Below are 22,587 nucleotides of genomic sequence, written 5' to 3'. Positions count from 1 at the left end.
TTATTAAAAATATCATATAACAAATACTATCACAAAATGTGCGAATCGTTCAGAAAACTAACAATCAAAGAAATAGATATACTCAAAAACCAACAGTGCATGTCTGACGACTGGTCTTCTATCGATGTTGCTAAAGACTTCAATCCAGAGCATATTTTCCACACCCGGTTTTCCGGTAAGATAAGGATGGGTGTATTCGAAAAATCCTTCACTCTACCCGGAGGATTCAAAAAGCACAGCGGATTGAGGCATGTAAGTCTGCATAATTGCACATTAGGAAATAATGTCTTGATAGAAAATGTAAGTAACTATATTGCCAATTACTCTATCGGTAATGACACCTTTATCCAGAACGTCAATGTAATACTCGTCGACGGAAAAAGTACATTTGGAAATGGTACTGAAGTATCGGTCCTAAACGAGACCGGCGGCCGCGAAGTACCCATTTACAATAAAATGTCGGCCCATCTGGCTTACATTATTGCAATGTACAGACACCGTCCCATACTCATCGAAAAATTGAAAAAAATGATAGACGATTATGCATCAGAGGTGTCTTCTGAAACCGGATATATCGGGGAAAATGTATCCATTATCAATACCGGAACCATCAAAAATGTATGTATCGGAGACTGTTGTATAATAAACGGGACATCTAAATTAGAAAATGGAACGATAAACAGTAATTCTACCGACCCGGTTACCATCGGATGTAATGTAATGGCCGACGACTTTATCATCAGTTCCGGATCGCATATAAGCGATGGTGTCGTCATGTTACGATGTTTTATTGGACAAGGCTGCTCTCTCAGCCATCTTTTTTCAGCACACGATTCTCTCTTTTTCAGCAATTGTCAAGGTGAAAACGGTGAGGCATGCGCTATATTCGCAGGCCCCTATACTGTCTCGATGCACAAATCGAGCTTGCTCATCGCCGGTATGTTTTCATTCTTGAACGCAGGCAGTGGTTCCAATCAAAGCAACCATATGTATAAATTAGGGCCCATACACCAAGGTGTCGTAGAGCGAGGTTCCAAAACCACCAGCGATTCCTATATCTTGTGGCCCGCTAAAATCGGAGCATTCTCTCTTGTCATGGGACGACATGTGCGTCATCCGGATACCTCGGCCTTACCTTTCTCTTACCTGATAGAAAAAGGTTCCGAAACGTACATCGTGCCAGGCGTAAACCTTCGTAGTGTCGGTACCATACGCGATGCCCTCAAATGGCCGAAACGTGACAACCGTAAAGACCCGGAAAAACTCGATTGCATCAACTTCAATCTGCTCAGCCCTTACACTATACAGAAAATGCTTACAGCGATTGATGTATTACGGTCTTTACAACGGAGTTCTGGCGAGACATCTGAAGTATACTCTTACCAAAGTGCTTGTATCAAAAACAGTTCATTGGTCAAAGGCATTACTCTCTATTCTAAAGCTATAAACAAATTTTTAGGAAACTCCATTATAAAGCGACTCGAAAAAACTCACTTCAACAGCAATCAAGAAATCAGAGAGCGGCTACAACCGACCATAGAAGGAGGTTCCGGCGAGTGGCTCGATCTTTCGGGTCTTATTGCACCTAAAGCCGAAATAGACAAGTTGATATCAGGTATCGAAACCGGGATTATCACATCTCTCGAAACCATCCACACCACATTTGCCGAACTGCATAAAAATTATTATGACCTGGAATGGACTTGGGCTTATGAAGTAATGCAAAAATGGTATGGAAAAAGTATATCGAAAATCACGGCAGAAGATATTACCGAAATTGTCAATATATGGAAAGATGCTGTTGTAAGCCTCGATGAAATGTTGTACGCCGACGCCAAAAAAGAATTCTCCATGACAGCTAAAACCGGTTTCGGAGTAGACGGAAATTCTCAACAAAAAAACACCGATTTCGAACAGGTACGAGGAGCATTTGACAGTAATCCGTTTGTGCAGACAGTCAACAAGCACATCGAAGATAAAACAAATTTAGGTAACGAACTGATAGGTCGTATTGCACCTTTGGTATATACAGAATAGAATGTAAGATTATGGCTGAAAACAAATATTGTTTCGAATATGAAATGAAGGTCCGGGATTATGAGTGTGATATGCAAGGTATTGTAAACAACGCTAACTATCAACATTATTTCGAACATGCGCGCCATGAATTCTTACAATGGGCAGGAACCAGCTTTACCGATTTAAGAAACAATGGTATCGAACCGGTAGTAAACAGAATAGAAATAGATTATAAAAATTCACTTCACAGCCAAGACTGGTTTATATGTAAACTATATGTCCGTAAAGAAGGTATCAAATTTGTATTTTATCAAGACATTTATCGAAAAAGCGATGATAAAATCTGTGCTAAAGCCCGTGTGGAAACCGTTTGCATAAACAATGGGAAACTGAGCCGCGGAGAAGAACTGATTCCATTTTTTAAAGATTATCTATAAAAAGATGAATTATTCTGCTATCTTACGATACAATATAGCTTTAACCTGTATTCGAGGGATGAATTTAATGCTGGCCAAAACGTTATTGGGATATACCGGCAATACAGAGAACTTATTTCTCGAAAGCGAAAAGACACTTCAATCCGTCAGCGGGATAAAAAGTGATATCTTTTCTTCTCAGGCACGTAAGAATGCATTAGAAATTGCAGATAAGGAAATAGAATTTATCGAAAAAAAACAAATCAAGGTTATCTTTTTTACCGATACATCTTATCCTGCTAGACTCACAGAATGCGTAGATGCTCCCATCTTACTTTTTTACAAAGGAAAAGCAGAGCTCAATGCTCAAAGGGTTATCAGTATTGTCGGTACACGACATGCAACAAACTACGGCAGAGGATTTTGTGAAGACTTTATCAAGGCTATTGCTTCTGTATATCCGGATACGCTTATCGTAAGTGGTTTAGCTTACGGCATAGACATTGCTGCACACCGGGCCGCTTTGAATTGCCAACTTCCTACCGTCGGGGTACTTGCCCACGGATTACAGACTATATATCCCCCAGTACATAGACAATATGCTGCCGAGATGGTTACTAATGGAGGTGTATTGACCGAATATTTATCTCAACAACCTATACACAAAGCAAACTTTGTAGCCCGCAACAGAATCGTTGCAGGCATGGCCGATGCTACTATCGTCGTAGAATCAGCGGAAAAAGGTGGAGCACTTATTACTGCCGGACTGGCAATGGAGTATAACAGAGATGTATTCGCTGTGCCGGGACGTACTTGCGATGACTATTCAAAAGGTTGTAACCAGCTTATTGCCCACAATAAAGCTGCACTAATTACTTCTATTGACGATTTTATCAACGCCATGTGTTGGGAACGTCCGACCAATAAGCCGGCGCAACAAAGTCTCTTTCCGGAACTTGACGAAAACGAATCGAAAATCTTAACTATACTTCAAGAAAAGGGAGAATGCCATATAAACCAATTGGCAATTTACGGAAACATACCCTCATCTCAAGTATTATCTATACTTTTAGAACTGGAATTTAAGAATCTGGTCCGCTCATTTCCCGGAGGACTATATCGAAAAGCTTAAAGGAATAGAGTATCTCCTTATCGAACCTCCTCTAAAGTCTTATTTATTCTCACCACTCGGTTAGCCATCTCCGTCACCCGGCTCAACTCATGAGAAACCAATAAAACTGTAGCTTTCTCTGCCACTTCCCCTAACAAATCATACATCCGAGTCTCAAATGCCTTGTCTACATAAGAAGAAGGCTCGTCGAGTATCAATATTTCAGGGTCAGAAACCAAAGCGCGCCCTAAAAGTGTACGCTGCAATTGTCCGCCTGACAATTGCCCGATAGGACGATCCCTCAACTCGGCAAGTCCCATCAGCAAAAGCATTTTCTCTACTTGTTCTTGTTCTTTTTTCGTAAATCGTGAAAAAATCTTTTTACTCCCGGATAAGCCTGAAAAAACAACCTCAGAAACAGTAATAGGAAAACGCGAATCAATCACATTTTTCTGAGGTAAATATCCTATATTCAAATTATGCGCGAGCTGGCCCTCTCTATAAAAGTGCACTGCACCCCGAGAAGGCAACTGCAAGCCTAAAATAATACGTAACAAAGATGTCTTACCTCCCCCATTCGGGCCTGTAATCACTAAAAAATCATCTTTAAAAACAGTAAGGTCTATATCGGTAAGAACTGGCAGACGATCATATCGTAACGATACATCCGCCACTTCTATAATTTTATTCCTGAGTAAGGGCATAGGCTATATTTTCTAATTCTTCACTCCAATTATAATTCAACGGATTTATCTGCGCTACACGGCACCGGAGTTCTTCCGCCAAAGTTTCGGCCTGTTTCACATCGAATTCTTTCTGTATAAAAATCACTTTCACATCATTTTCTCGAGCCGTATCGACGACTTGTTTTATATAATATGCAGAAGGAGCTTTACCGTTATACTCCACACTTAACTGTCGTAATCCATAATCATGGGCTAAATAACTCAAAGAAGGATGATATATAACAAAGGTTTCACCCTTGACTTTTTCCAATTTCTTTGTCAGTACAGAATCAACCCGATTTATTTCCAACAATAATAAATCATAATTTTTTTTATAATATTTCCTATTATCCGGATCAAGCTCTACAAAAGCATCATACATATTACGAGCAATGATCCGAGCCTGCTTTGGAGAACTCCAAATATGAGGATCAAATGTCTCGCTATGCACATGCTCCGGGTCATCATGCCCATGTGTACCACTCAATAGTTTTACGCCCACAGACGTATCGTACAATTTCATATCAGGATTATTGTTCAACAACTTATCGAGCCATGCAACTTCGAACCCGATATGCCCTATCTTAAAATAAGCTTCGCTCTTACCTACATATACCAAATGCGACGGCGAAGGGTCATAAGCTTCCGGATTACTTCCGTTAGGTACAACGCAATTAATTTCAAATTTATCGCCTGCAATTTTTTCTGCAAAATATTTTTGAGGTAATACAGTAACGGTTACAATTCTTTTTTGGGGAACATTCCCTACACAGGAAGTCAACAATACCCCTACCATAAAAACAATGATCGACAAATAATGAAATAGTTTCATTTTAATTTTTTTAACCGTTCAATATGAGGAATGCCCTCAATTGTAAAACAAATATAAAACATTTTTTAATATAAAAATATTCTAAATAGAATTTTAACATGTTAACGAAAAAGGAAATAGCCTTTATTATATTAACGAAAAAACAAAGAATATATTGGCTGAGTAACCAAGAATATATAAGTTTGCAAAAACTATTCTTGAACAAAGAGATGAAAGAAACTATCGAAATGCTGGCAAACCGAATAGAAAGTATTGTCATAAATATTTACAAACATTTGCATCAACACCCCGAACCATCTTTCGCTGAAAAAGAAACAGCAGATTTCATAGAGGAAATACTCCAAGGTGAAAATATTCCTTATCGAAAAAATATAGGAGGGTACGGCATACTTGCCCGTGTCGAAGGAAAGAATCCCACTTCCAGAATAATAGGCTTAAGAGCGGATATGGATGCTTTACTTATCGAAGAAGCCAACAATGTTCCTTTCCGGTCGGTCAATCCCCACGTCATGCATGCATGTGGTCATGATGCACATACAGCCTGTCTACTTGGGGCTGCAATGATACTGAATCGGATGCGAGAAATTATAGAAGGTACGGTATTGCTCATATTTCAACCCGGAGAAGAGAAAGCTCCCGGAGGAGCTAATCTCATGTTACAAGACGGTATTTTTGACGATATAAAACCGGATATTATGATTGCCCAACATACAAACACGGACATTGCTTGCGGTGATGTAGCATTCGGCAGTGGATGTGTTATGGCTTCGGCCGACGAGATACACCTCACAGTACGGGGAAAAGGTGGACACGGTGCCATGCCTCATCGTATAAACGACACCGTCCTGGCAGCTTCTCAAATAGTGGTATCTTTACAACAAATAATCAGTCGCAGAAGAAATCCATTTGTCCCTGCAGTCCTCACCTTCGGAAGATTCATTGCTGATGGGGCCACAAATATTATTCCCGACCAAGTATCACTATCCGGAACCTTCCGCTGTATGGACGAAAAAGAAAGAATCCGGTTAAAGGAACTTATCCGAAATACAATTAAGGCAACAGCCGAAGCATATGGCTGCTCCTGCGATATACATCTCCCGAACGGTTATCCTGCAGTAATCAATGACCCGATTGTTACTGAAAGTGCCAGAAAATTTGCAGAAGAGTTATTGGGCGATAACCACGTAGGCAAAATGGAAAAAAGAATGACATCAGAAGATTTCGGATTTTTCGCAGAAAGGATTCCTTCGACATTTTACCGCCTCGGAGTAAAGGGGCCATCCAATCCCGAATGCGGAGAACAACATACTGCCCATTTCCTAATTGATGAATCAGCATTAAAAACCGGAGTAAAAATGCTCGCATGGTTATCCCTTCGTTTCTTAGATAAAAATATACGTATAAGATGAATAAACGGGTGTTGGAAACTCAACGCCCGTTTATTCATCTATTATATATACTCTCCTGCCCTTACACCATATACCTGAGTATGCAATATATCTCTGACTTCACCAAATAATTTATTCATATCCAGAGAACCATATGACATCAGCAATAATTCCATAGGCTTCTTCTTATCATCATAAGGAGGTTGGATGTAATGACAATCAGGCCACAATTTAAGTCCCAAACGTTCATAAAAACCGATACGTCTACGACTAAAATCATCTTCAGGCTTCTCTACCTCTAAAACTACAGGTTTAGAGGTCTGCCCCAAAAAGTTTCTAAGTACTTCAGCTCCATACCCAGCTCCTCTTGTCTTGGAATCGATAGCAAAATGCTCAGCATAAATAAAAGAATCCCACTCCCAGAATGATAAAAAACCTACAGGGCTTTTTCCTGCAAAAACAGCAATCATCTTGAACTCCGGTTTTTCTCGAAGCAATTTTTCTATATCTTCAAACTCTCGCCGTTCGTCATACGGAAAAGACTCTTCATACACTTGCCTTATGAAAGAAAGGATTTCTTTATCTTCTGCGTTTACAAGAACACTACTTATCATACTCTTTTTTATTATGTATCTTCACGAAGATAGCACTTATAACAGAAACTCCCAAACGATTAGTAATTTATATACCTTGATATACCTTGCATAAATATTACCAACCCCTAAAAAAAATAACAATTTCAGCTCCTCTTCTTAAAAAAAGAAGAAATTTTGCCCTGATTTTTTGAATATGTAATCATTTCTATTTAACTTTGTATATTATTGTAAATAAAAAACATAGACTAAAAATAAGAAATTAAGTATATGGGACACCACCAACTTGACAGTTTGGATTATAAAATTCTCAAACTGATTGCATCTAATGCCCGTATTCCGTTCCTTGAAGTTGCACGTGAATGCAACGTTTCCGGAGCCGCGATTCACCAACGAGTACAGAAACTGACAAATCTCGGAATTATAAAAGGTTCTGAATACACCATCGACTCTAATAAAATAGGATTTGAGACTTGTGCTTATATCGGTCTTTATCTACAAAATCCCAGCCAATTCAAAGACGTACTCGAACAGCTCCAAAAAATACCGGAAGTCGTAGAGTGCCATTACACTACAGGCCAATACGATATGTTTATCAAATTGTACGCCCGTAATAACAGCCATTTATTGAGTATCATACATTCCAAGTTACAACCGTTAGGTTTAGCACGTTCGGAATCTTTAATCTCATTTAAGGAAGCATTTAAACGCCAGCTCCCTATTGAAGATCTGGAAGAAGAGGATGATTAATTTTCTTTAATTATAAATATTGAGCAAAAGAGTATCTACCATAAAAACGATACTCTTTTTTTGTTCAGACCAAAACAAAATTTATTATGGATTCAGAAATTTCATATTGGCACCAATTAGCCGACCTGGCTACCGTATGGGCTAAAGAAATGGGGAAAATACATCTATCCTATTTCAGGGGCAGCCATTTAGATATTGAATTAAAAGGTTCTATAAATGACGTAGTCACCGCCGCCGATAAAACCAGTGAAAAATACTTTATCGAACAAGTTTCTCAACATTGTCCGGACCATAGTATTTTAGGAGAAGAAAGTGGGTTACATTCAGGTAAAAGTGATTACTGCTGGGTTGTAGATCCTCTGGACGGTACTACAAATTTCAGCCAAGGACTGCCCATCTTTTCGGTTTCCATAGGATTACAATACAAAGGCGAAACTATATTGGGTATTGTATATGCACCTTATTTGGACGAATTATATACAGCTATTAAAGGAGAAGGAAGCCTATTGAATGGAAAATCTATCCATGTTTCAACCAAAAAGAAATTAGGGCCAAGTGTCCTGACTACCGGATTTCCATGTGACAAAGATACAAATCCGGACAACAACCTCACCGAAGTATCTCGTATTCTTCCTCAAGTACGAGGTATACGCCGATATGGATCAGCAGCCTATGATTTGTGCAGTGTAGCTGCCGGATTTTTTGACGGCTATTGGGAACCCAATCTCCATTTATGGGATGTCTGTGCCGGTATCCTGATTGTACAAGAAGCAGGAGGTAAAGCACAGCAATACAGGCATGACCGCGGAATATCATTATTGGCTGCTAATCCTGATTTGTTCAAGCAAATAGAGCAGAATCTCATTCCATCAAAATAAACGTTTATTTGTCAGTACTGGCTGTTTTTTCTACATTTGTAACTTAATTATAAGATAATAGCATAAATATATATGAAAGAAACTGTTGTTAGCGGCATACGCTCTACCGGAAATTTACACTTAGGTAACTATTATGGTGCCCTTCGCAATTTTGTAAAAATGCAATACGAAAATAATTGCTTTTTCTTTATTGCTGATTTACATTCTCTTACGACACATCCTGACCCTGCACTTCTCCATGTAAATGTCAAAAACATTTTAGCAGAATATCTGGCTGCCGGGCTTGACCCCGAAGCTTCTACTATCTTTATCCAAAGTGATGTTCCTGAAATTCCGGAACTATATCTTTTATTGAACATGCATGTATATGTCGGAGAGCTCGAACGTACAGTATCATTTAAAGAAAAAGTACGTAAACAACCCGAAAATGTAAATGCAGGATTACTTACTTACCCTACCCTGATGGCTGCGGATATCATGATACATAAAGCGACCAAAGTACCAGTAGGTAAAGATCAGGAACAACATTTAGAAATGACTCGAAGATTTTCCCGAAGATTCAACAGTATCTACGGAGTCGAGTATTTCCCCGAACCTACCAGTTATAACTTCGGTGCCGAATCCATAAAAATACCCGGTCTAAACGGAACAGGGAAAATGGGTAAATCAGAAGGAAACTGTGTATATCTGATAGATGACGAAAAGACATTACGGAAAAAAGTGATGCGTGCCGTCACGGATGAAGGTCCGCAAGCCCCCAATTCCCCCAAATCCGAACCGGTTGAAAATCTATTCACTATTCTCAAAATAGTTTCGACACCCGATACCGTCGAGTATTTTGAAGAAAAATATAATAGCTGCGAAATCCGTTATGGAGATTTGAAGAAACAATTGGCAGAGGATATCCTTAAAGTCACCCTTCCCATACGTGAACGTATTCTCGATATTCAAAACAATGACGAATACATGAGAAAGGTAGTTAAAGCCGGTGCTGAAAAAGCTCGTGAAAGTGCGGCTAAAACACTCCGTGAAGTAAAAGAAATTATGGGTTTCAAAGCATTCTGATATCAAGAAATCAAAATAGAAACCTGCCTAAAAGAACAAATTCACCCTAATCTCAAAGGGAAATCCTAAATAAATCCGGAATTTTTCCAATAACATAAGGAAGATTCCGGATTACAGCAAATATAAATCCATAACAATGACATGGTTGATAAAAGATAAATCAAAAGTGATGAGAAAAACATATTTTCCAAGAAATAGATTCTCATAACTCCTATCTTTTTATTGTTGCTTCAATATTTCAGTTCATAGAGGAAAACATTAAATACCACATTGATTCCATACAATGATTTATGAATAGAAAAATTCTACAGATAGCAATTCCTTCCATAATTTCAAATATTACTGTACCATTATTAGGCTTAATAGACATTGCTATCGTAGGACATCTGGGTTCTGCGGCTTATATCGGAGCCATTGCTGTAGGAGGATTGATGTTCAACATCATTTATTGGTTATTCGGATTTCTTAGAATGGGAACGAGTGGCATGACTTCCCAAGCATACGGAAAAAGAGATTTGAATGAAGTTACTCGAATACTGATTCGAGCCATCGGAACAGGCTTTTGCATTTCTTTCCTGATGATTATACTTCAATACCCCATACAAAAACTTGCATTTACATTCATCGATGCTCCCCACGACGTTCAAGAATTGGCGATTGCCTATTTCAGCATTTGCATATGGGGAGCACCAGCAGTATTAGGTTTATATGGGTTCTCCGGCTGGTTTATCGGAATGCAAAACTCTCGTTTTCCCATGTTTATCGCAATAGCCCAAAATATTATCAACATCATAGCCAGCCTTAGCTTCGTATTCTCCCTGAAAATGAAAGTAGAAGGGGTCGCCTTAGGTACACTAATCGCTCAGTATGCAGGTCTAATCATGGCATTCTCTCTATGGAACCGTTTCTACGGAAAATTGAAAATCAGAATTTTATGGTCTGAGATAATCCAGAAAGGTGCTATAAAAAAATTCTTTCAAACAAATAACGACATATTCTTTCGTACACTCTGTCTGGTAACAGTCACCACATTCTTCACCTCAACCGGAGCAAAACAGGGGGATATCATACTTGCTGTCAATACTTTATTAATGCAATTATTTACACTGTTTTCATATATCATGGACGGATTTGCATATGCCGGCGAAGCTCTCGCCGGCAAATATATCGGAGCCAACAACAAAACCGCATTCAAAAAAATGATTCGGCTGTTGTTCATTTGGGGAATTGCCTTATCTCTCGCATTCACTCTATTATATGGCATCGGTGGCAAAGATTTCCTCAGACTACTGACAAATGACACATCTGTAATCATAGCATCTGAAAATTATTTTTACTGGGCTCTGGTCATACCTGCCGCCGGATTTTCAGCATTTTTATGGGATGGTATATTTATCGGAGCTACTGCTACACGGCAGATGTTATATGCGATGTTAGTATCGTCAACAGCTTTCTTTCTACTTTATTATTCCTTATACCATACATTGGGAAATCATGCTTTATGGTTAGCATTTATCTTGTATCTTTCCCTCCGAGGTATTATGCAAAGCATCATTTTCTATAAAACAAAATTTTTTCCTCAAGTTTCTAAAAAAGGCTGATAAGCAAAGCTATGTTAAGTACTGTGACCATAGTCCCCAACAACAACAAAATAATTGTCGTTGACAACTTATTGACATGCTTACCCATCACTTTCCGTGAAGAAGTCAGATAAATTTGAGTAAAAACGGTTATAGGCAATTGCACGCTCAATAACATCTGAGAGATAATAAGCCCCTTAAAAGGATCTCCGATAAAAAATATAATTAATAAAGCCGGAATAAAAGAAAGCAATGTTCCCAACTTTGTATGTAAATCTTTAGGGCTATATGCCTCACCAAAGAAACCGGCAAAGACAGAAGCTCCTGCTATTCCTGATGTAATCGTAGATGATATACCGGCAAACAATAATGCTACAGCAAAAATGACTCCGGCACTATTTCCTACCAATGGAGTCAATAAATCTTGTGCCTGGCTCAATTCTTCGACCTGAATATTTTTACTAAAAAAGGCCGAGGCCGCCAATATAATCATCGCCGAATTTATCGCCCACCCGATTACCATAGAAAACAGTGTGTCAAAGAACTCATATTTCAACTGTTTATTTATAACTTTTTCATCTTCCAGATTCCATTCCCGACTTTGGATAACTTCTGAATGTAAAAACAAATTATGAGGCATCACGACCGCTCCAAGCACACTCATAATAATAAGCAAAGAATTATCAGGAAAAGTCGGAGTAACCCACGACTTCACCGCCTCTCCCCAGCTGACATCCACCAAAAACAGCTCATACAAAAAAGACAGGCCGATAATAGAAACAAAGGTTATAATCCAACGTTCGATCTTACTATACGTATTGGTCAATAACATAACGATTGAAACTATGGTTATAATAACAGACCCTGCCTTTATAGGAATACTGAACAACATCTGCAATGCAATAGCTCCTCCCAAAATCTCTGCCAAAGAAGTAGATATACTTGCCAACATTGCAGAGCCCAATATCGGCACAGATAAAGGCCGACGAATATACTTTGTCGTCGCTTCGGCCAGACAAAGCCCGGTAACAATTCCCAAATGTGCTACATTGTGCTGAATAATAATCAACATAACAGACGAAAAAGTAACCACCCACAACAAAGCATACCCAAAAGTAGAACCTGCAGCCAAGTTGGTAGCCCAATTTCCCGGATCTATAAATCCGACTGTCACCAACAAACCCGGTCCAATATATTTCAGTAAATCAAGAGCTCCCGATTTCGGGTTATGATTTATTTTCAGTTTATCCCAGAATTTCATTTTATTCCAATATTACATATTCATTATCAATAACTCCTAACAACATTTATGGTCACAATGCTCACTGTCCAACTCCAATTCTAATGTCGCATGCTGTATATTATGCTCATACAATTCCTCTTTTAACTTATGCTTCAACTCTTCCATATTCTCTGTAGAACGTACGACAATATGTGCCGTAAGAGCATTCTGCGTAGTGCTGATACCCCAAATATGCAAATGATGTACATCTTCAACTTCTTCATTACGAAGCAATACACCCTTTATCTCATCCAAATTTATATCTACTGGAACACCGTCTAAAGATAGCCGCAAGCTATCATGCAACAAGCCCCATGTCGAATAAAGGATAACAATTGCCACAACAATCCCTATAATCGGGTCTACAAAATACCAATGAGTATATTCTATAACAACACCTGAAATAAGTACACCTACCGATACTAAAGTATCGGCCGCCATATGCAGATAAGCCCCCTTAATATTCAGGTCACTTCCCTTTTGTCGGAAAAGTAAAAAAGCTGTAAAGGCATTGATTATAATCCCTGCACCGGCTACCCAGGCAATCGCATTCCCAGCTATCGGTTCCGGATGTCTTATCTTGACAATACTTTCCGACAAAATCATTCCCACTGCCACCAGCAGAATAACAGCATTCAATAGAGATACAAGTATCGAGCTTTTCTTATACCCATAAGTATATTCAGATGTCGGTTTCATTTGTACTAACCGAAATGCAAGCAGAGCCAATATCAAGCTGATAACATCGCTTAAATTATGTCCTGCATCCGATAATAAAGCCAAAGAATCATAATAAAACCCTGCTATGGCCTCAATGACAACAAACAAAGTATTCAATATAATCCCTATCACCAAGGCAGAATTTATACTCTCGATATTGTGCGTATGCTGGTGTGCATGATGTTTATGATTATGTGCCATACCGATTATTCTCTTTTTATAAATTCATGTTAAAGGTCGTGCTTTTTATTGAAACCAGCAATACCTTACCATAGGGATTATCTTATCAAAGTAAACAATTAATGCGCCTCTGAATCTCCGAATAACGAGTATAGCCATTCGATATCGGATGTACTCCTCCTATAAAGTCGACAAAAAGCAAACTGGGATACTCGTAAGTCAGAGATCTCGCTTCCGAGAAACGTTCTTTTGTCAATAATTTTATCTCATCAGAATACTGATAATATAAAAATTCTTCGGGAGATAATTCAAGACGCCGGGACAATTGTTCATAAACCGACTTATCAGATAAATCTTTCCCTTCATAGTAGAATGCTCGCAACAGCAAATTACAAAACGCCAGCGACAAATGACGCCAATATTTATCTATCGTTGTAATTGCCATGGCCGGGATTTCACTGTCGAATATTCTGGATGTATCGTTTATCAAATTAAAAAAATTATTACCGAAAACCACTTCTGTTATATCCGACACCTTGCGTGCCTGATACTTCAACATGCGAGCCAACTCCGGTGTGGCATTCCGCCTGTTATTTTCACTCCACATACCGACCGGCAAAATTTTAAAATCCAAACGATGGTGGTATGTTTCATATACATGATTTATTATAAGTTCATTGCCGTAACACCAGATACAATACGGATCAATTATATATACCAGTTTGCTTTTCATTGTTCTTTTTTGATATAACAAGAAAAAAGCCAGAAGGTTTCATTAAACAACAAAGGTGCGCTCAGATAAAGCGCACCTTCATTAATATATTTCAGAACAACAGATTCTTATTAAAAATCCGTTACATTCTTACGATTGGCAAAAACTCGGTCAAACTCTTCCTTAGAACCAACTATAATCTTGTCGAATTCACGCTGGCCTGTACCGGCAGGTATTAAATGTCCACAAATCACATTTTCTTTCATACCTTCGAGCCTGTCAACTTTACCATTAATAGCAGCCTCATTAAGAACTTTTGTGGTTTCCTGGAACGAAGCGGCCGACATAAAGCTGGATGTCTGCAATGCAGCCCGAGTTATACCTTGCAAAATCTGGTTAGAAGTTGCCGGAATGGCATCCCGCACTTCCACCAATTTCATATCACGGCGCTTTAACATCGAGTTTTCATCACGCAACTTACGAGGAGTTACAATCTGGCCCGGCTTCAACGTCTGAGAATCACCGGCATCTACAACAACCTTTTTGCCCCATATGCGGTCATTTTCTTCCATGAAATCATGTTTGTCAACCACCTGTTGCTCCAAGAAGCGAGTATCACCCGGATCGATAATCTCAACTTTACGCATCATTTGACGTACAATTACCTCAAAATGCTTATCGTTGATTTTCACACCTTGTAAGCGATATACATCCTGCACTTCGTTCACAATATATTCCTGTACAGCCGTCGGTCCCTTGATTGCCAAAATATCAGAAGGAGTCACCGCACCGTCAGATAACGGAGTTCCGGCACGAACATAGTCGTTTTCCTGTACCAATATTTGTTTTGACAGAGGAACCAGATATTTCTGTACTTGACCGGTCTTGGATGTTACTGCAATCTCACGATTACCCCGTTTTACCTTTCCGAAAGTCACTTCTCCGTCAATTTCTGACACAACTGCCGGATTAGACGGGTTACGGGCTTCGAACAATTCTGTAACACGAGGAAGACCACCGGTGATATCACCCGCTTTACCCACTGCACGCGGTATTTTCACGAATACTTCTCCAGAACGGAGTGCACTGTTCTCATCTACCATTAAGTGAGCACCTACGGGCAAAGAATAGGTCTTCAGTACCTGACCATTCTCATCAACGATATTTGCAGATGGAACACGGGCACGGTCTTTAGACTCGATAATGATTTTCTCACGCAACCCGGTCTGCTCATCCGATTCTACTTTATAGGTTACCCCCTCAACTACATTCTCGAATTTCACTTTACCCGAAACTTCCGATACGATAACGGCATTGAAAGGGTCCCACTCGCAGACAACATCACCTTTCTTCAATTCTGCGCCACTGTTAAAGAACAGTTTAGAACCATAAGGGATATTTGTCGTCGTCAGTACAATCTTAGTATTAGGATCAATAATACGCATTTCAGCCAAACGGCCTACGACAATCATTACCTTCTTTCCTGTCTCATCTATGCTGTCAACGGTACGTAACTCATCGATTTCGAGAATACCGTCATAACGTGACGTCACATTCGATACAGCTGCAATATTAGAAGCGATACCACCGACATGGAAAGTACGCAAAGTCAACTGAGTACCCGGCTCACCGATAGACTGTGCAGCAATGACACCGACAGCTTCACCTTTCTGTACCAATCTACTGGTAGATAAATTACGTCCATAACACTTAGCACAAACACCTTTCTTCGATTCACAAGTCAATACCGAACGGATTTCCACTCTTTCGATGGGAGATTCTTGTATTTTTTGTGCAATATCTTCTGTAATTTCATCACCGGCATGAACCAATATTTCTCCTGTTAACGGATGTTGTACATCATGTACAGATACACGTCCCAGAATTCTCTCATATAAAGAAGCTACAACCTCTTCATTATTCTTGATTTCCGTACAAACAAGTCCTCGCAATGTTCCACAGTCTTCTTCGTGAATAATCACATCATGTGCAACATCGACCAGACGACGAGTCAAATAACCAGCGTCAGCAGTTTTCAAAGCAGTATCGGCCAAACCTTTACGAGCACCGTGAGTAGAGATAAAATACTCCAACACCGACAAGCCCTCTTTGAAGTTTGCCAAAATCGGGTTTTCAATAATCTGTCCGCCTTCAGCACCAGATTTTTGAGGCTTCGCCATCAAACCACGCATACCGGACAACTGACGAATCTGTTCCTTAGAACCACGAGCACCGGAATCCAACATCATATATACAGAATTGAATCCCTGATTATCGCTCGACAACTGCTTCATCAGAATATTAGACAGTTTCGAGTTTACGTGAGTCCAAGTATCGATAATCTGGTTATAACGTTCATTATAAGTAATGAAACCCATGTTATAATTGGCCATGATTTGCTCCACTTCGGCATAACCTTCGTTTACCAAAGCTTCTTTTTCGGGTGGAATAATCACGTCGGCAAGATTAAACGACAAGCCGCCTTTAAATGCCATCTTATAACCTAAATCCTTGATATCATCCAAGAACTGGGCAGCACGAGTTACACCACATACTTTGATAACGTTACCGATAATATCACGAAGAGATTTCTTGGAAAGTATCTCATTAATATATCCTACTTCTGCTGGTACAATCTCATTTACAAGAACACGCCCCACTGATGTTTCGCGAAGAACTTCTACGATATTGCCGTTTTCATCCAAGTCTTTTACCATCACCTTCACTTTCGAGTGAAGTGTAACCTTGCCCTCGTTATAAGCTATCTCAGCCTCTTCCGGGCCATAGAATACAAGGCCTTCGCCTTTAGCTCCCGGACGAAGTTTCGTAATATAGTACAATCCTAATACCATATCCTGAGAAGGTACGGTGATAGGTGCACCATTAGCCGGATTAAGAATATTATGAGCCCCCAACATCAACATCTGAGCCTCAAGAATAGCTTCATTACCCAATGGCAAGTGTACAGCCATCTGGTCACCATCGAAGTCAGCGTTAAATGCCGTACATGCCAATGGATGTAACTGTATAGCTTTACCCTCAATCATTTTGGGCTGGAACGCCTGAATACCCAAACGGTGCAACGTCGGTGCACGGTTCAACAACACAGGGTGACCTTTCATTACATGTTCAAGAATATCCCAAACGACCGGCTCCTTGCGATCGACAATCTTCTTGGCCGACTTCACGGTCTTTACAATACCGCGTTCGATTAGTTTCCGTATAACAAAAGGCTTATATAATTCGGCAGCCATATTCTTAGGCAAACCGCACTCATGCATTTTAAGTTCGGGACCTACGACGATAACCGAACGAGCCGAGTAGTCGACACGTTTACCCAATAAGTTCTGACGGAAACGTCCTTGTTTTCCTTTCAAACTATCAGACAAAGATTTCAAGGGACGATTTGCATCCGTCTTGACCGCACTCGATTTACGAGAATTATCCAATAACGAATCGACAGCCTCCTGAAGCATACGTTTTTCATTACGCAAAATAACTTCCGGAGCTTTGATTTCCATCAATCGTTTCAGACGGTTGTTACGTATGATAACACGACGATAAAGGTCATTCAAATCAGATGTAGCGAAACGGCCTCCGTCCAGAGGAACAAGAGGGCGCAATTCGGGAGGAATCACCGGAACGACTTTCAGAATCATCCATTCAGGACGATTACGCATTTTCGATGCACGGAACGACTCTACCACTTGCAGACGCTTCAAAGCCTCACTTTTACGTTGTTGCGAACCATCTGTATTGGCACGATGACGCAGCTCATAAGAAAGTTCATCCAAATCAAGACGGGCTAATAAATCATAAATAGCCTCAGCACCCATTTTTGCAATAAACTTCTCGGGATCAGTATCATCAAGCAATTGATTGTCTTTAGGTAGATTATCAAGTACTTCCAGATATTCTTCTTCAGACAATAAGTCATAAACGGCCAAACTGTCTCTTTTTACCCCCGGCTGTATTACGACATAACGCTCATAATAAATAATTGCATCAAGTTTCTTCGTAGGTAATCCGAGTAAATAACCGATTTTGTTGGGAAGAGAACGGAAATACCAGATATGAGCAACTGGAACGACGAGCTGAATATGTCCCATCCGTTCGCGACGTACTTTCTTTTCCGTAACCTCAACACCACAACGGTCGCAGACAATGCCTTTATAACGAATACGTTTGTATTTACCGCAATGGCATTCATAGTCTTTTACCGGACCGAATATACGTTCACAAAACAAACCGTCACGCTCAGGCTTGTATGTACGATAGTTGATGGTTTCGGGTTTCAAGACTTCACCGCTCGAATTTTCCAAAATCTCTTCTGGAGATGCTAATCCGATTGAAATCTTTGAAAAGTTACTCTTTATCTTGTTATCTTTTCTAAAAGCCATAAATTAAATTTATAAAGAGTTATAAGAATTTCAGTGTGTCAGTTTCTCTTTCAGAGAAATACTGACAACACTTTTTCTAAGTTTATTTATTCTAAATTGATGCTAAGACCAAGACCTCTCAACTCATGCAAAAGCACATTAAGAGACTCAGGAATACCAGGTGTAGGCATAGGTTCACCTTTTACAATGGCTTCATATGCTTTAGAACGTCCGACAACATCATCCGACTTAATTGTCAAAATCTCCTGTAAAACATGAGAAGCACCGAATGCCTCAAGAGCCCAAACCTCCATCTCTCCAAAACGCTGACCTCCAAACTGAGCTTTACCACCCAACGGCTGTTGCGTAATCAAAGAATAAGGACCTATCGAACGAGCATGCATCTTGTCTTCAACCATGTGACCCAGTTTCAACATATAGATAACCCCTACCGTTGCCGGCTGGTCAAAACGTTCTCCGGTATGTCCATCATACAAATATGATTTACCATAACGAGGCAGGCCTGCTTTGTCTGTCCATTCATTCAAATCATCAAGGCTTGCTCCGTCAAAAATAGGTGTTGCAAACTTTTCACCTAATTTTACACCGGCCCATCCCAAAACAGTTTCAAAAATCTGTCCTAAGTTCATACGAGACGGCACACCCAGAGGGTTCAAAACGATATCAACCGGAGTTCCATCTTCCAAGAACGGCATATCTTCTTGACGAACAACGCGCGACACAATACCTTTGTTACCATGACGACCGGCCATCTTGTCACCTACGCTAATCTTACGTTTCTTGGCGATATACACCTTGGCCATTTGTACAATTCCTGAGGGCAATTCATCTCCAATCGAAATATCGAATTTCTTCCGACGAAGTTCTGCATCGATTTCCTTATACTTTTTCAAGTAATTCATAATTGTAGCCCGTATCAATTCGTTCTTAGCCGTATCGGTAGTCCACTTACTTACTTGAATAGAGGTATAATCTATCTCGCTCAAAGCCTTTTGTGTAAATTTAGCTCCCTTGGCAATTATTTCTGCTCCCAGATAATCTTTTACTCCCTGAGACGTCTTGCCGTTGGTCAGTATCATCAACTTTTCAATCAACAGGTCTTTGAGCTTGGCTTCTTTTTCTTCGTACTCTTCATCCAACTTAGGAAGAATAGCTTTATCACTTAGCTTAGACTTCTTTTTCTTAATAGCTCTTGAGAACAGATTGGTACCGATAACCACACCCTTTAATGAAGGAGTAGCTTTCAACGACGCATCTTTCACATCACCTGCTTTATCACCAAAGATTGCACGTAACAACTTTTCTTCCGGTGACGGGTCAGACTCTCCTTTAGGCGTAATCTTACCAATCATTATATCACCCGGATTTACGTGAGCCCCCACACGGATGATACCACGTTCGTCAAGGTCTTTTGTTGCTTCTTCACTCACATTAGGTATATCAGAAGTCAACTCTTCCATACCTCTCTTCGTCTCACGTACTTCCAAAGAATATTCATCTACGTGTACCGAAGTCAATATATCTTCACGAACTACACGTTCGTTAAGTACAATAGCATCCTCATAGTTATAACCTTTCCACGGCATAAACGCCACTTTCAGGTTTTTACCTAATGCTAATTCTCCGTTTTCGGTAGAATAACCTTCCGTCAAAATCTGTCCGGCAACTACCCGGTCTCCCTTATGGCAGATAGGTCTCAAATCCACCGTAGTACTTTGGTTGGTCTTGCGGAACTTGGGAATAGTATATTCTTTAACCGAATCTTCAAAACTTACAAACTCTTCTTCCTCGGTACGGTCATAACGAATACGTATTGTCGTTGCATCAACAAATTCCACAACTCCTGCACCTTCGGCAGTAATCTGCGTACGAGAATCCCGAATCAACTGACCTTCCAAACCGGTACCTACAACCGGAGCTTCGGTACGAAGCAACGGTACGGCCTGGCGCATCATGTTCGAGCCCATCAATGCACGGTTTGCATCATCATGTTCAAGGAAAGGTATCAACGAAGCCGCAATGGATGCAATCTGCGTAGGAGAAACATCCATTAAGTTTACTTCCTCAGGAGCTACAATAGGGAAATCCGCATCCAAACGAGATTTTACTCTTGTACGAATAAATGTACCATCATCATTTAGCGGAGCATTACCCTGAGCAATAACCTTACCCTCCTCTACTTCAGCCGTCAAATATACAATACCATTTTCGGACAAATCAACTTTTCCATTTTCGACTTTACGATATGGAGTTTCGATAAATCCAAGGTCATTGATTTTTGCATATACACAGAGTGAAGATATAAGACCGATATTCGGTCCCTCAGGAGTTTCAATAGGACACAAACGACCGTAATGTGTGTAATGTACGTCACGAACCTCAAATCCGGCACGCTCTCTCGACAAACCTCCAGGTCCCAAAGCCGACATACGACGTTTATGTGTCATTTCGGCCAAAGGATTTGTCTGGTCCATAAACTGAGACAAAGCATTCGTTCCGAAGAATGTATTGATTACCGAAGAAATAGTCTTGGCATTAATCAAATCGATAGGAGTAAATACCTCATTGTCCCTAACGTTCATACGTTCACGTATTGTACGTGACATACGAGCCAGTCCGACACCGAACTGATTGTACAATTGTTCACCTACAGTTCTTACACGACGGTTACTCAAATGGTCGATATCATCAACATCGGTCTTCGAATTAATCAACTCAATAAGATATTTGATAATCTCGATAATATCCTCTTTCGTCAAGACCTTTATATCGGCCGGAGTGGACAGATTCAATTTTTTATTGATTCTATAACGTCCTACCTCACCCAAGTCATATCTCTTTTCAGAGAAGAATAAATTTGTAATTACTTCGCGAGCACTGGCATCATCAGCCGGTTCAGCATTACGAAGTTGGCGATATATGTATAGCACTGCTTCTTTCTCCGAGTTACTGGAGTCTTTCTGCAATGTATTGTAAATAATCGAATAATCAGAAAGATTTCTTTCTTCCTTATGCAACAAGATATTGGATACTCCAGATTCAAGAATTTCTTCAATATGCTCTTCTTCCAGAACTGTTTCCCGATCGATGATAACCTCATTACGTTCGATAGAAACAACTTCTCCAGTATCTTCGTCCACAAAGTCTTCTACCCAGGTCTTCAACACACGGGCAGCCAAGCGCCGACCAACAGCTTTCTTAAGATTTGTCTTGTTTACCTTTACCTCCTCGGCAAGTCCGAAAATTTCGAGGATATCTTTATCACTCTCGAAACCGATAGCTCTCAACAAAGTTGTAACCGGCAATTTTTTCTTTCTGTCAATATAGGCATACATGACATTATTAATGTCGGTAGCAAACTCAATCCAAGAACCTTTAAAAGGAATAATACGAGCAGAATAGAGTTTCGTACCATTTGCATGCGTACTTTGTCCGAAGAAAACACCCGGAGAACGGTGCAGCTGAGACACTACGACACGTTCAGCACCATTTATAACGAATGTACCCTTCTCGGTCATGTAAGGAATCGGGCCAAGATACACATCCTGTATCACGGTATCGAAATCTTCGTGATCGGGATCTGTACAATACAACTTCAGTTTAGCCTTCAAGGGCACACTGTAAGTCAACCCTCTTTCGATACATTCATCGATAGTATATCTGGGCGGATCAATGTAATAATCCAAAAATTCGAGGACAAAATTATTTCGGGTATCTGCAATCGGAAAATTTTCTGCAAACACCTTATACAAGCCCTCATTTTTTCTTTTTTCCGGGGGCGTATCCAGTTGTAAGAAGTCTCGGAAAGACTTCAACTGCACTTCAAGAAAGTCCGGATATTGAAGCGGATTCTTGATTGAAGCAAAATTTACCCGTGGTTTACCTATATTTGAAGACATTTAACAAATGGGATTAATTGAACTTAATTTAAATTAT

The 22,587-nt window shown here is 39.9% G+C and carries 16 protein-coding genes; 8 read left to right on the top strand and 8 right to left on the bottom strand.

Going from position 1 to position 22,587, the window contains the following annotated elements; translation table 11 throughout:
• Positions 1-36: 36 nt before the first annotated feature.
• From BN2628_RS12620 to dprA, 3 genes are read left to right on the top strand one after another with little or no spacing between them, the layout of a single operon-like run.
• Positions 37-2,037, top strand: coding sequence for a DUF4954 family protein (locus BN2628_RS12620; protein ID WP_055097565.1), 2,001 nt, complete (start codon positions 37-39; stop codon positions 2,035-2,037).
• A gap of 11 nt (positions 2,038-2,048) precedes the next feature.
• Entirely contained in the window at positions 2,049-2,456 is a 408-nt protein-coding gene (locus BN2628_RS12615) for an acyl-CoA thioesterase (RefSeq protein WP_021929622.1), read from the top strand.
• 4 nt (positions 2,457-2,460) lie between these two features.
• Positions 2,461-3,567, top strand: coding sequence for a DNA-processing protein DprA (dprA, locus tag BN2628_RS12610; protein WP_044224739.1), 1,107 nt, complete (start codon positions 2,461-2,463; stop codon positions 3,565-3,567).
• Positions 3,568-3,584: 17 nt separating this feature from the next.
• Here the strand turns inward: dprA and BN2628_RS12605 are convergent, their stop codons facing one another.
• On the bottom strand, positions 3,585-4,250 hold the full coding sequence (locus BN2628_RS12605; RefSeq protein WP_044224741.1) for a metal ABC transporter ATP-binding protein: 666 nt from the start codon (positions 4,248-4,250) through the stop codon (positions 3,585-3,587).
• On the bottom strand, positions 4,231-5,103 hold the full coding sequence (locus tag BN2628_RS12600) for a metal ABC transporter solute-binding protein, Zn/Mn family (protein ID WP_055097562.1): 873 nt from the start codon (positions 5,101-5,103) through the stop codon (positions 4,231-4,233). Before BN2628_RS12600 ends, BN2628_RS12605 begins: the two co-directional genes overlap by 20 nt.
• A gap of 98 nt (positions 5,104-5,201) precedes the next feature.
• On the opposite strand from BN2628_RS12600, the gene BN2628_RS12595 reads away from it, so the two are divergent.
• The gene (locus BN2628_RS12595; protein WP_257606482.1) at positions 5,202-6,512 is read left to right on the top strand and encodes a M20 metallopeptidase family protein; all 1,311 of its coding nucleotides are present in this window, start codon (positions 5,202-5,204) and stop codon (positions 6,510-6,512) included.
• Between the two features lie 41 nt (positions 6,513-6,553).
• On the opposite strand, the gene BN2628_RS12590 is transcribed toward BN2628_RS12595, so the two are convergent.
• Positions 6,554-7,105: a GNAT family N-acetyltransferase gene (locus BN2628_RS12590; RefSeq protein ID WP_044224746.1), complete on the bottom strand. Its 552-nt coding sequence runs from the start codon at positions 7,103-7,105 to the stop codon at positions 6,554-6,556.
• A 249-nt stretch (positions 7,106-7,354) separates the two neighbouring features.
• Between BN2628_RS12590 and BN2628_RS12585 the strand changes: the two genes are divergently transcribed.
• From BN2628_RS12585 to BN2628_RS12570, 4 genes are all read left to right on the top strand, one after another.
• On the top strand, positions 7,355-7,834 hold the full coding sequence (locus tag BN2628_RS12585; RefSeq protein ID WP_021929628.1) for an Lrp/AsnC family transcriptional regulator: 480 nt from the start codon (positions 7,355-7,357) through the stop codon (positions 7,832-7,834).
• 86 nt (positions 7,835-7,920) lie between these two features.
• Complete coding sequence (locus BN2628_RS12580) at positions 7,921-8,712, top strand: inositol monophosphatase family protein (protein WP_044224751.1); 792 nt, start codon at positions 7,921-7,923, stop codon at positions 8,710-8,712.
• Positions 8,713-8,784: 72 nt separating this feature from the next.
• Positions 8,785-9,777, top strand: coding sequence for a tryptophan--tRNA ligase (gene trpS / locus BN2628_RS12575; RefSeq protein ID WP_044224754.1), 993 nt, complete (start codon positions 8,785-8,787; stop codon positions 9,775-9,777).
• 290 nt (positions 9,778-10,067) lie between these two features.
• Positions 10,068-11,378 (top strand): MATE family efflux transporter, encoded by a 1,311-nt coding sequence (locus BN2628_RS12570; RefSeq protein WP_044224757.1) that lies wholly within the window; start codon positions 10,068-10,070, stop codon positions 11,376-11,378.
• On the opposite strand, the gene BN2628_RS12565 is transcribed toward BN2628_RS12570, so the two are convergent.
• From BN2628_RS12565 to rpoB, 5 genes are all read right to left on the bottom strand, one after another.
• On the bottom strand, positions 11,365-12,618 hold the full coding sequence (locus BN2628_RS12565) for an Nramp family divalent metal transporter (RefSeq protein ID WP_021929632.1): 1,254 nt from the start codon (positions 12,616-12,618) through the stop codon (positions 11,365-11,367). The two genes, BN2628_RS12570 and BN2628_RS12565, sit on opposite strands and share 14 nt — an antisense overlap.
• Positions 12,619-12,654: 36 nt before the next feature.
• The gene (locus BN2628_RS12560; RefSeq protein ID WP_044224759.1) at positions 12,655-13,560 is read right to left on the bottom strand and encodes a cation diffusion facilitator family transporter; all 906 of its coding nucleotides are present in this window, start codon (positions 13,558-13,560) and stop codon (positions 12,655-12,657) included.
• 85 nt (positions 13,561-13,645) lie between these two features.
• Positions 13,646-14,272, bottom strand: coding sequence for a thioredoxin domain-containing protein (locus BN2628_RS12555; protein ID WP_044224762.1), 627 nt, complete (start codon positions 14,270-14,272; stop codon positions 13,646-13,648).
• Between the two features lie 110 nt (positions 14,273-14,382).
• Positions 14,383-18,651: a DNA-directed RNA polymerase subunit beta' gene (gene rpoC / locus BN2628_RS12550; protein ID WP_044224765.1), complete on the bottom strand. Its 4,269-nt coding sequence runs from the start codon at positions 18,649-18,651 to the stop codon at positions 14,383-14,385.
• An 86-nt stretch (positions 18,652-18,737) separates the two neighbouring features.
• Positions 18,738-22,550: a DNA-directed RNA polymerase subunit beta gene (gene rpoB / locus BN2628_RS12545; protein ID WP_044224768.1), complete on the bottom strand. Its 3,813-nt coding sequence runs from the start codon at positions 22,548-22,550 to the stop codon at positions 18,738-18,740.
• Between the last annotated feature and the right edge of the window lie 37 nt (positions 22,551-22,587).

It is taken from the genome of Gabonia massiliensis (genome assembly GCF_001403595.1).
GTDB classification, from domain to species: domain Bacteria; phylum Bacteroidota; class Bacteroidia; order Bacteroidales; family Coprobacteraceae; genus Coprobacter; species Coprobacter secundus.
This window is presented reverse-complemented; position numbering and strand designations above follow the sequence as displayed.